The sequence below is a fragment of the Streptomyces sp. NPDC058664 genome (genome assembly GCF_042716635.1).
In the GTDB taxonomy this organism is placed as follows: Bacteria; Actinomycetota; Actinomycetes; order Streptomycetales; family Streptomycetaceae; genus Streptomyces.
Map to the genome: position 1 here is coordinate 1 of NZ_JBHXRW010000111.1, position 10267 is coordinate 10267.

The 10267-nt window shown below is 67.2% G+C and carries 13 protein-coding genes, 1 tRNA gene and 2 pseudogenes; 7 read left to right on the forward strand and 9 right to left on the reverse strand.

Going from position 1 to position 10267, the window contains the following annotated elements:
- Window positions 1–281: transposase (locus tag ACFWUY_RS39410; protein ID WP_384121444.1), on the forward strand; the 281-nt coding region annotated here is incomplete at its 5' end.
- Here the strand turns inward: ACFWUY_RS39410 and ACFWUY_RS39415 are convergent.
- Complete coding sequence (locus ACFWUY_RS39415; RefSeq protein ID WP_384121446.1) at window positions 257–1693, reverse strand: IS3 family transposase; 1437 nt, start codon at window positions 1691–1693, stop codon at window positions 257–259. The genes ACFWUY_RS39410 and ACFWUY_RS39415 overlap by 25 nt on opposite strands.
- A gap of 572 nt (window positions 1694–2265) precedes the next feature.
- Between ACFWUY_RS39415 and ACFWUY_RS39420 the strand changes: the two genes are divergently transcribed.
- The 3 genes and pseudogenes from ACFWUY_RS39420 (at window position 2266) to ACFWUY_RS39430 (ending at window position 4206) form a co-directional block, all read left to right on the forward strand.
- Window positions 2266–2880, forward strand: a complete 615-nt coding sequence (locus tag ACFWUY_RS39420) for a hypothetical protein (RefSeq protein ID WP_384121448.1) — start codon at window positions 2266–2268, stop codon at window positions 2878–2880.
- A gap of 125 nt (window positions 2881–3005) precedes the next feature.
- A pseudogene (locus ACFWUY_RS39425) lies at window positions 3006–3383 on the forward strand (transposase family protein); the annotation flags it as partial.
- A 232-nt stretch (window positions 3384–3615) separates the two neighbouring features.
- Window positions 3616–4206, forward strand: a complete 591-nt coding sequence (locus ACFWUY_RS39430; protein ID WP_384121452.1) for a hypothetical protein — start codon at window positions 3616–3618, stop codon at window positions 4204–4206.
- Here ACFWUY_RS39430 and ACFWUY_RS39435 read toward each other — a convergent pair.
- From ACFWUY_RS39435 to ACFWUY_RS39445, 3 genes are all read right to left on the reverse strand, one after another.
- A complete protein-coding gene (locus ACFWUY_RS39435) occupies window positions 4198–4854 on the reverse strand; it encodes a hypothetical protein (protein ID WP_384121454.1) in 657 nt (218 codons plus the stop codon). The genes ACFWUY_RS39430 and ACFWUY_RS39435 overlap by 9 nt on opposite strands.
- A 57-nt stretch (window positions 4855–4911) precedes the next feature.
- Window positions 4912–5262 carry an STAS domain-containing protein gene (locus ACFWUY_RS39440; protein WP_384121457.1) on the reverse strand — a complete coding sequence of 117 codons (351 nt, stop codon included), beginning with the start codon at window positions 5260–5262 and terminating at the stop codon, window positions 4912–4914.
- Between the two features lie 73 nt (window positions 5263–5335).
- Complete coding sequence (locus ACFWUY_RS39445; RefSeq protein ID WP_384121459.1) at window positions 5336–5572, reverse strand: hypothetical protein; 237 nt, start codon at window positions 5570–5572, stop codon at window positions 5336–5338.
- 153 nt (window positions 5573–5725) lie between these two features.
- On the opposite strand from ACFWUY_RS39445, the gene ACFWUY_RS39450 reads away from it, so the two are divergent.
- Window positions 5726–6112: a hypothetical protein gene (locus ACFWUY_RS39450; protein WP_384121461.1), complete on the forward strand. Its 387-nt coding sequence runs from the start codon at window positions 5726–5728 to the stop codon at window positions 6110–6112.
- Between the two features lie 124 nt (window positions 6113–6236).
- Here the strand turns inward: ACFWUY_RS39450 and ACFWUY_RS39455 are convergent, their stop codons facing one another.
- The 5 genes and pseudogenes from ACFWUY_RS39455 to ACFWUY_RS39475 all read right to left on the reverse strand — a co-directional run bounded on the left by ACFWUY_RS39455 (window position 6237) and on the right by ACFWUY_RS39475 (window position 8298).
- Window positions 6237–6425 carry a DUF6381 family protein gene (locus tag ACFWUY_RS39455; protein ID WP_384121471.1) on the reverse strand — a complete coding sequence of 63 codons (189 nt, stop codon included), beginning with the start codon at window positions 6423–6425 and terminating at the stop codon, window positions 6237–6239.
- 347 nt (window positions 6426–6772) lie between these two features.
- Window positions 6773–7168 (reverse strand): annotated as a pseudogene (locus ACFWUY_RS39460) (DDE-type integrase/transposase/recombinase); the annotation flags it as partial.
- On the reverse strand, window positions 7090–7422 hold the full coding sequence (locus ACFWUY_RS39465) for a hypothetical protein (RefSeq protein WP_384121463.1): 333 nt from the start codon (window positions 7420–7422) through the stop codon (window positions 7090–7092). The gene ACFWUY_RS39465 and the pseudogene ACFWUY_RS39460, both read right to left, overlap by 79 nt.
- Window positions 7423–7427: 5 nt before the next feature.
- Complete coding sequence (locus ACFWUY_RS39470) at window positions 7428–7676, reverse strand: transposase (RefSeq protein WP_384121465.1); 249 nt, start codon at window positions 7674–7676, stop codon at window positions 7428–7430.
- A 286-nt stretch (window positions 7677–7962) separates the two neighbouring features.
- On the reverse strand, window positions 7963–8298 hold the full coding sequence (locus ACFWUY_RS39475) for a MerR family transcriptional regulator (RefSeq protein WP_384121467.1): 336 nt from the start codon (window positions 8296–8298) through the stop codon (window positions 7963–7965).
- A 172-nt stretch (window positions 8299–8470) separates the two neighbouring features.
- Here ACFWUY_RS39475 and ACFWUY_RS39480 point away from each other — a divergent pair.
- Together ACFWUY_RS39480 and ACFWUY_RS39485 are read left to right on the forward strand one after the other, a co-directional pair.
- Window positions 8471–8544, forward strand: a tRNA-Ile gene (locus tag ACFWUY_RS39480).
- 301 nt (window positions 8545–8845) lie between these two features.
- Entirely contained in the window at window positions 8846–10021 is a 1176-nt protein-coding gene (locus ACFWUY_RS39485) for a hypothetical protein (protein ID WP_384121469.1), read from the forward strand.
- Window positions 10022–10267 lie beyond the last annotated feature (246 nt).

Below are 10267 nucleotides of genomic sequence, written 5' to 3' on the forward strand. Positions count from 1 at the left end.
GCTCCGTATGCTCATCAGACGATCGGCGAACCGGTACCGCTGGGACAACCGGCCCACCACCCGACGCCTCAAGTGATCCATTTGCCGGTCGGTCTAAGTACACGAAGCGGTACACGGCGGAGTTCAAGCGGGACGCGGTCGCACTGGTCGACTCGACCGGGCGGACTGTGACGGAGGTCGCGCGGGAGCTGGGGGTGAGTCCGGAGTCGTTGCACGGTTCGGAACCTGTCAACGTGATCAAGGCAGGTGATGTGTTCTATCGCTGTGCCGGGGTCATCTGATCGTCGGTTTGGGGCTCGTCGGGTTTGTTGATCCAGGCGGTCGTGGGGAGCTTTGGTGGCTCGGGGGCCTTGTGGACGAACCGTTCGGGGTGCTTCTCGTAGACGCCGGCGAGGACGTCGGCACGCATCTCGCGCAGCTGCCTGGCGAGGCCGAAGTGCACGTCGAAGGGCGTGTGCATCGCTATCCCGGAGTGGCGGTGCTCCAGGTTGTACCAGTCGAAGAACCGCTCACACCAGGCACGCGCGTCCTCGATGCAGCCGAACCGGTCGGGGAAGTCGTGCCGGTACTTCAGCGTCTTGTACTGGCTTTCTGAGTAGGGGTTGTCGTTGGAGGTCTTCGGCCTGGAGTGGGATTTGGTGACGCCGAGGCTCGACATCATCTGGGCGACGTTCTCGGCGACCATGGGCGAGCCCCGGTCGGAATGGATCGTCAACTGCCCGCGTTCCACCTCGTATTTGGCTATGGTGGAGGCGAGGAACTGCTCGGCGAGCTCCTTGTTCTCGGCTGTGGCGATCATCCAGCCGGTGGTGTAGCGGCTGTAGATGTCGATGATCGTGTAGAGGCAGTAGTAGCTGCCCTTGACCGGGCCTTTCAGTTTGGTGATGTCCCACGACCGCACCCGGTCGGGGCCTTCGGCGATCAGCTCAGGCTTCTTGCGTGGCGGGTGCGTGGCCTGCCGGCGTCTTTCGCGGACCTCGCCGTGGCGGCGCAGGATCCGGTACATCGTCGACTCCGAGCACAGGTAGATGCCGCGGTCCAGCAGCACCGCGTAGATCTCGGCCGGCGCCATGTCGACGAACTCCTGCGAGCGCAGCGCCTCAAGGACCCTGGCCTCCTCGGTCTGGCCGAGGGCCCGCGGATGCCGTCCCCGCTCACGCCGCGGCTCACGCCGCGGCTCACGCCGAGCGCGGAGCACGCCTTCACCCGGCCGACCAGGCCCGTCAGGTCCTCCAGAGCTCGACCGCGAACGGTATCGAAGTCCGTGTCCGTGTCCGTCGGGACGGTCATCTCTTGTCGCCGTTCCGGATGGCGCTGTCCGTGGCGAGCTGGTCGAGCAGCGCGGAGAGTTTCCCTGCACCTCGATGACGGTGCGTGCCTTGCCCAGTTCGGTCTCCAGCCGGGCATTCTCGGCCTGGAGCCGGGCGATATCTTTGTCCCGCGGGTCGGCCTTCGGTCTCCCCGCCGGCGCGGCGAGCGCCGTCTTCGCCCCGCGGTCGCGTTGCTCCCGCCAGGTTGTGATCAGTGACGAGTACAGGCCCTCCCGGTGGAGCAGGGCTCCCTTGCCCTGCCGGTCGAGCGTCTCATACTCGGCCAGGATCCTTGCTTTGTACTCCGCCGAGTACCGGCGCGGACCCGTGGAACGGGGTTCTACCTGCGGATCAGGGGTCCCGTGGTCGTCGGTGCTGGCCATCTGGGGCACCACTCCTTCTCCACCCTCGACTCAATGAATCATTCAATGAGCTCCTTCAGCTGTCACTCCAGAAGGCGAGCGGCCCTCTGAGGTTGACTGCTCTCTGACCTGCAGCAGGACTTGGCTCTTGCAGACGCAGCCGACACCCGATCGGTGGCCGTTCTGAAGAAGCCCAATATGCCCGACTCGGGTCACTTTGACAGAGCGGGAGGGCCGCTCCGGCCGCCGGTGTGCTGAGTGGAATCACCACGCCAACGACGAGAGGCCCTGCCTCATCACCACACCCGCTGACCAGCCCATTTCACCCGCCAGCACAGGATGAAAGAGGCTCAGCGATACCCCGAAAAGACCATTCTCACGATCTCGGTGGTATCTCTCCTGCCGGCGGACGCCACCCTCGCTCTCTGTCGCCACCGAAAGCGCGACGGCGTCAAACGGTTCTGCAGTTACTCTATTGGGCATTTTTTGCTCACTCGCGGGCTGCAGGCGTCTGGCAACATTGCTGCTCCAGCGGTTCTTGCATTGATGGGCGTGAATCGCTGACGGAGGATTCTGACTGACAGGAGCCTGTTGTGAGAATTTCGAAAATATCTGCCTCGGTAATTTCTGGAATGCTGCTGGCGGGTGGGATGCTGGCCGCTTCAATCACCCCCGCCTCGGCTGGGACTGGCGCTCCCGGGAAGAAGGAGAATATTCCAGCCGACTTTGCGGCATGGTGGGAATGGCGTTGCCCCATAGGGACCAGTATGCTCAACTTTAGCCTGACAACCGGACCGAATGTCCAGACATTTAGGCGGCAAGATTTCCCGCAGGACAATTATAACGGTCCAGGGGTTGGAATGGACGTCATCAATATGAGCCATACCGAGGGTTCCTGGTTTGAAGCCAACTATAGCTGCTCGCAGGTTTCCCCAACCCCGGTGACCATCAATAAGGATATCGGCGTGGTTTCTATCGGCCGAGAAGAAGATATGCTACTACAGTGGGTCAATTGCCCTGACAGTCATCCGCATTTCATTTCTTCACAAATTAATGACAAAAACCTTCCAGCCGGAGGCGAGATGACGGTGACTCCAAATAAGGTGGGTGGCCTGGCAACAGGGGTCCTGATTGTTCTGACGAATCCAGGACGGCTTACCGGGCAGGTGACCGGAAATATCACCTGCGAGAGGCTTGCCACCTCTTGACTCGATCAGTAAGGATCTTCAGGGTGGTCACCGATTGAGTGACGGCCGTCTGCGTATAGCAGGCGAGGCCTTCGGGCAGTGGTTCGAGATGTCTGACGTCTCAACCGCTGTGACCGGAGGCCTCGTTGGCCCCCCATCCTGCCGCACTCGACCTGCCGCACGCGCTCGTGGAGTGGGTCACGATGCTGATCTTCACCCGTGAAGGTGACCGCCGCTGCAAACTGCGGCCCTCGCAACGCGCCATCATCGCCCTAGTCTACCTGCGCGAGCACACGACCTACGCGAAGCTCGCCGCGGGCTTCCGGATCAGCGAAGGCACCGCCCACGCCTATGTACAGAGCGTGATCAAACCCCTCGCCTCAAAAACGCCACCCCTCACGCAGGCACTGCGCCGAGCACGTCCCGAGTACGTCCTGGTGGACGGCACCATTGCCGAGTGCGACCGGGTCGGCGACCACGAACGGGACTACTCGAGCAAGGCCCGACGGCACGGCGTGAACATCTAGGCCGTCACCGACCCAGTGGGCGAGCTGATCTGGTACTGAAGTTCCCTCTCTGTCAGCGTACGGACATTTCTGGCTCTGGCCACCGTCATGCCCATCTCGGCATCCCTACATCTCGCGAGGGTAAGGGTCCAGCGTCACCCAATTGCTCCGGTGCGCCGCTGACTGACACGCCCTGAGCTGCGTACCCGCCCAATGTGCGGGCGGTCCCGTGCGGGGCCACGATGGGGGCATGTCCGCTCCGACAGGCGGCGGTGACGAGGGCGCAGCACACCGGATACGGGTGCTGCGCCTGGAGACGCTGCGCGATATCGAAGCGCTGCTGCGTGAGCTGGAGGAGCTGCGGGGTGAGCTGCTGGTGTGCGAGGAAGATGATGGGGAGCGGGTGCGGGAGCTGCTGCACACGGCCGGGGTGATGACCGGGGTGTGGCTGGATGACATCGCCTGCCGTTTCGCGGAGACCGAGCACGACGCCGATGAACTGTTCGCGCGGGCTTGGCAGTTTGTCGAAGACCTGGAACTGCAGCCGGGCGGCTTTTTGACCAGGGAGGATCCGGCGCTGTTCAGCACGCTGCGCGGTTCGGCCGCCAGCCTGCTGGCGCGGCTGTGGGTCACCGGCTACCTCCTGGGCCCGGTCCCGGAGGACGCGTGGCCCGGTGAGGAGCTGGCCGTTCTGCTGCTGCGCGCGCTCGAGCATCACGTCGACGCCTTCGCCCTGACCGAGAGCCTGGGCTACTACGAGAGCCCGGACGGCGACGCACCTGGGGGCGAGCAGCCTGGCACCGGTGAGGAACCGGACGAGCCGGAAGAAAAGCTACCCTGACTGCGCCATGGTCTCGCCGGCGGTTGGCGGCCGGTTTTTGATGTTGATCCAGTCGCGGGTGCGCCGGCCGGGCAGGTAGGGGCTGGTCAGGCGTTTGGCGGTGACACCCTCAAAGCCCTCGTCCAGGGCTTGCTGAAGCGCTTCGCCGGCCATAGAGGGCCAGGCCGCCGGCACCATGAGCCGGTTACTGCTGAGGGGGAGGTCATCGAGCAGGGCGCGGCGAGCGGTGTAGGGCTGGTGCAGGACGGGCTGCCACAGGTAGAGCACGTCATAGATCACCAGCCGGGCCGGGAACTCGGCCGCAGCGTCGGCCACGGCGCGAGGGTGGTGCAGGCTCATGCGCTGCTGCAGCCGCTCCACAGAGGGATGCCCCGCGGGGCCGGGAGTGATGATCTCGCCGTCCAGGACCGCCCGGATCTGCGCCGACAGCCCCCTGGGCAAGGTGAGATCGGGATAGTCGAGGGTGACCTCCCGGCCGGCAGCGCTGACCAGCCGCATGGTGCCGTCGCCCGGCAGCCGGATCAGAACCCGCGCGCCGTTCCACAGCGTCTCGTACGCGTACTGCGCCTCCTCGGTTGGGCCGGGCAGCGGGCCGATAGACGCGTGCATCGGCGACCACACCGGAAGCCCTGCGGTGGGAGTACCCATGACATCCAGCATTGCGCCTGAGCGAGCGCCGTGCCCGGCAAGGGGCAGCGCGTGGGGTCACCGGCTGCCGACACGCAGCCCGTGAGCGGGTACGACGTCCCGGGGCGGCAGCTCGATGGGCAGGGTATGGGAGATGCAGCGCAGCAGCCGCGTGAGTGGGGGCGGGATGTTGCGGATGGCCAGAGCGGTGCCGTGCACGCGGGCGGTGTTCTGCGCGGCGATCAGGGCGCTGAGACCGGCGCAGTCGCAGAACTCGAGCCGGCCCAGATCGATGATGACCCGCCCGTGGCGGTGGACAGCGCCGATGAGTGCCTGGCGGATGCGGGGTGCGGTGGCGATGTCGAGCTCGCCGGTCACCTGCGCGACCGCCTGCCGACTCCCGTAGGTCACGAGGACATGAGCGCTCATCCCAGGCCTCCCTGCTATGTGACGGGCTGTCCCGCGTGCGGGATGGCACCCCAGCGTGGGCTGTGGGGTGCCGTCAGCCGAAGAGGTCGCGCACCCGCAGGGTGCGGATCTTGCGCCGGCGCTGCGGGCCGTTCAGGCCGTCCGGAACCGGGACGACGGGGGCGGGAGGTTTCCACTGGGCGTGGCAGGCGTTCCAGAAGTCGCTCCACGCGGCCGTTTCGGTGGGGCCGTGCCCGGTGACATCCGTACCGGGGCAGGTGACGGTATAGCCATCAGGGGTCAGCTCGACCGACACGCTGGTGTTCGGCATCGCCACCACCTCCATGCCGGGTGTGCGGGGTGATACTGCCCCTCAGTGTGCCGACCATCACCGCCCCGCACCAGCCCAAACCGGAACTTAATACCCTGGCGCGGGCACCTGAGACCGGGGCGGCATCGCCGTCCGTTACCGATGCGAGGATCCGTGTACCTGCAGCAGCCCTTCCGCCTGGATGATCTCTCCCAGGTCCGGCTGGCCGCCCGGCGGGCCGGCAACCCGTTCTTCGGCCGCGTCGAGGCTGCTGGGTTCTACACCCGGACGGTGTTCACCGGCCGCGGCCTGCTCTTCCTCACCCCACCGGCACGCTCCCGCCCGCACTGGCGCGTCCATCTGGCCTTCTTCGCCCCTCTCGAGGAAGCCGCCTGGCTGGTCCTGCTCCCGCACCACCAGCCCCACCGTGGCCCGGGCCCAGCACAGGAGGCGGCCGAGAATCTCGCGGCGCAGATGCACCGCACATCCTGGCACCAGGCCGTAGGCCTGTTCGCCCGCCCCGCACCCATCCCCCGTGACCAGACGGTACCCGCGCCCTGACGAAGCGGCGGCCGCGGCCTGGGGTACAGGCCTATAAATTCGGAGGGCGACAGCAGAAGGAGCCTCGGGAACGCCCACGCCGCCGCCGGCCGGAAACCCCGCCGCGACAGAGGCGGGAAGCCTGCTAGCGGGGATTCATGCCCAGGCCGCCCCCGGCCTGCCCGGATTCCTTCTCGCTTGACTCCCTCAGCCGGAGCGCCTGACCGGTCAGGTGTTTGCGTTCCTCCGGGTCGCTGGTGCGCTCGGCCAGCTCCGTCATCTCCTCGGCCCTGGCACGCATCTGCTCGGCTTTATTGCTGGGCTCACCGGTCATGCTCACGATTGACTCCTGGACGCGCAGCAGCGCGATCTCCTCACGCTCAGCGAACGACAGGTAGCGGCCCGTGGGCTCATCCAGACTGATCGGCGGCATCCCGCCAGCGTGACGGAACCACCAGGATCCCACCGGCCACGAAACACCAACAACCGCCGCGGCCTCTGCCGTCGGCGCTCCCGACACGATCCGCCGCCAGAAGTCCCGCTGCACCGCACGAGACAGCTCCGGCCGACCCGGTGAACGCATCGACGCTCGCATCGCCCGATCCGCCGCCCACTGGCGTCACGCACCCGCACGCGCCTCCCGTACCTTCTACTGCTTGTCTCGTCCCATCGCGCACCTCCGTGATCAAGATGTTGCGACGACCGGTTGAATTCGCCCTCGTTTCCGCGGTCGGTGTGCATGATGCAGTCCGACTCGAGGCCGCCGCGACCGGCGGCCATCCGTAGGGCGTCGACGACCAGGCAGGCGCGGTGGTGCTCGGCCATCGCGTATCCGATGATCTCGCGGGTGGCCAGATCGAGGACGGTGGCCAGGTACAGCCAGCCCTCGAGCGTGGGCAGGTAGGTGATGTCCCCGACCAGCCTGGTGCCCGGCTTGTCAGCAGTGAAGTTGCGACCGATCAGGTCCAGCGCCGGAGCGGCCTTGGTATCGGGCCTGGTCAGCGGGCGTTTCCGGCGTCGAGCGATGCCCTGGATGCCGCGCTGCCGCATGGTCTTCTCCACCTTCCGCCGGCTGATCCTGCGGCCGCTTCGGCGTAATGCGGCATGGACCCGCGGGGCGCCGTAGGCGCCCCGCGGGAGGCGGTGTGGATCTCGCGGATCTCAGCCACCAGATCCTCCTCTTGCGCCTGTCGGAGCGCGGCGGCGGGCCGTGCCGCGAGCCGGCTGTAGTAGGTGGATCGAGGCAGGGCGAGCACCCGGCACAGCAGGGCCGCCGGGTAGCCGCCGGGGTTGTCCTCGGTGGCCTTCTCCGCGTCGATGAAGCGGCACACAGCGCCTACTTCACGATTTCCTTCGCGAAGTAGGCCGCGGCTTTTACCAGGATCTCGTTCGCCTTCTTCACCTCGGCCAGCTCCCGGCGGATCCGCCGCAGCTCCTCGCGTTCACCGCTGGTCAGTGCGCCAGTAGGGCCCTGACCTCGGTCGGCCTTCGCCTGCTTGACCCACGAGCGCAGGCCCTCGGCACTGACGCCGAGCTCCCTGGCCACCTCGGCCGGGGTCCACCCGTCATAGCCGGCCTCCCCCAAGAATCCGGCCGATCACTTGGTCTCCGATAGTGAGAGTTCGCTGCGGTAAGCCCGGTGACCCGGCATGATGCCGTCCGCCTCGAAACATCGAGGTCAGGACGCTGTCCGCACTCTCCGCGAGGTGGACATACTCAACGTGCACAATCCGTCACCACCGAATGTGAGACAGAGCCGTTCGATTGACAGACCCCGTCCGGGCTGAAAGCGGTGGACCGCTGACCACTCGGCTTCACGCCCCGACACGGGTGCCCGGGGCCCGCCGGTGTCCGGCGGGCGCGCAACCGTCTCACGCCGCGGTTGCCGGGTTGGCCGCTTCAGCGCCACAGCGGTACTCGGCATTGAAGCGCTGGGCTTCCTCGAGCTGGTCCTCGAGGACGATGATGCGGCAGGCGGCCTCGATCGGGGTGCCCTGGTCGACGAGCTCCCGGGCGCGGGCGGCGATGCGCAGCTGGTAGCGGGAGTAGCGGCGGTGGCCGCCCCCGGAGCGCAGGGGGGTGATGAGGCGGGCGTCGCCGAGGGCGCGGAGGAAGTTCGGTGCGGTGCCGAGCATGTCGGCGGCCCGGCCCATCGTGCAGGCGGGGTAGTCGTCGTCGAGACGGCTGATCGGGTCGTCTGCTGTCATCGCACCTCACTGCGAAACAGGTGGGGAAAGGGGTCAGAACGTGGGGAGGGGTCCTGGTGCCGTACGGCACCAGGACCCCGTCCGGCCATCGCTTTGAACCTCCTCCGCCTACCGCGATTCCTCACCCCGGGGCGACACCAGAACCGGGCACATGTTCTACTCAAAGTACGATGGGGTGGTAGCTCAGCTGGTCAGAGCAGCGGACTCATAATCCGTCGGCCGTGGGTTCAAGTCCCACCCACCCCACACCAACCCCACCACCGCCCGGCCCCGGCCTCCGGCACCCCCTCACACCAAGCGGCACCCCGTCGAGGACACACCACAACCGGCCGAGCCGCTCATGCAGGCGTTGTCCCCTTCCTCGCCGAGAACATCAGCGGGTGAGGTGCCGAGGCCGCGAAAGGGGCAAGACAGCCGGTCAGTGAGGCGCCTGACCGGGCGGCGTTTTGCCAGGGCCGCCGGATTGCCCCATCTGCCGTGTCGGCTCGTAGAGTTCGGTCAGCATGTCTGCCTGACCGTCCTGTCTGAACCCTCCGGAAACCTCTGTATGCGAGCCGACCGTACAGCCGCCGCCCCCGTCATCGAGCATGTGCGCTATCTGATCGCCCAGCGCCCGCATCTGCCGGTGGCGGCCATCGCCCGGCACGCCGGTGTTGCCTCCTCCACGCTGAAATCCCTGCTGCACGACGCCCGCCGCGACCAGGGTGAAGAGCGCACCGTCAGCCCGGCACTCGCCCAGCGCCTGCTGTCGGTCCAGGTGGCCGACCTGCCGTGCCGTGAGCGCGGGTACGGTGGCCAGTCCACCGACGCCGCCGCGGCCATGCGCCATGTGCGGGCGCTGTTGGCCGCGCATCCCGCCCTGTCGCAGGCCTCTGTCGCCCGGGCGGCCGGCATGTCGCCCAGCACCCTGGCGGCCGCACTGCACGATGTCGCAGCCGGCCGGCCCCGGCGTATCCAGCAGGCAGCCGCCCAGCAGCTCCTCGCTCTGGACCCGCACCTGCTCCTGGCCGCTGCCGCTGCGCGGCGCAGCGACACGATGGATCTGCAGCCGGTCATCGATCACCTGCACACCTTGCAGCTGCGCTATGACCGGGCCAGCTGCGCCTTCATCGCTCGCACCGCGGGCGTCAACGCCAGCACCCTGGCCTCCGCCCTGATGGACCACACCCGCGACCCCCGACGCGGCATCAACACCGCCATAGCCCGGCGCATCCTTGCCCTTGCCGAGCTTCCCCCGCCCGCCTGCCCGCGCCGCACCCAGGTCACCGACACCGGACTGCTACGACGCCTGCGCGCCCTGTGCGCGGCCGGCTGGAGTCTGGAAAAAATCGGCACAACAGGCGGCATCAGTACCAAGATGCTCACCGCCTTCGCCAGCACCAACTGCCCGCGCAGCACACCCGCCCTGCGCGGCGCAATCCTGGCCGCCTGGGAACAGCTCTCCCACCAGCCAGGCCCCTCCCCCGCCGCCCGCCGGCGCGCCCGGGCCAAGGGCTGGGCACCACCGCTGGCCTGGGACAACGAAACTATTGACGATCCCGCTGTCTCACCCAGCGGCATCCGCAACCCCAGCAACCAGCCCCCCTGGAATCCCGATCTGCTCCACCACGAACTTGGCTTCCTCACCCACCTCGGCCTCAGCAAAACCCAGGCCCTCAAACGCCTGGGTCTGGGCACCCAGCGCGCCCACCGGATACTCACCTCCACTACCCTGACCGCATAACACCCGCCCACCGCAGAAGATCTGCTGGTCATCACCGCGGCGACCAGGGCCTCAATGGCACAGGTCAGCGTGTCCGACCGCTCGCGCGTCAGCAGCGCGGGCGCGTGGCAGCGGCCCCACGTGTGGGCACCGCCAGGACGAGGGCGAGGACTGAACCGTTCCGGGTTCGGCAGAGACTCGATCGTTTGAGAGGATCGAGTCATGGCACGTTCTTCCCAGTACCCGCTTGAGCTGCGCCGTTGTGCG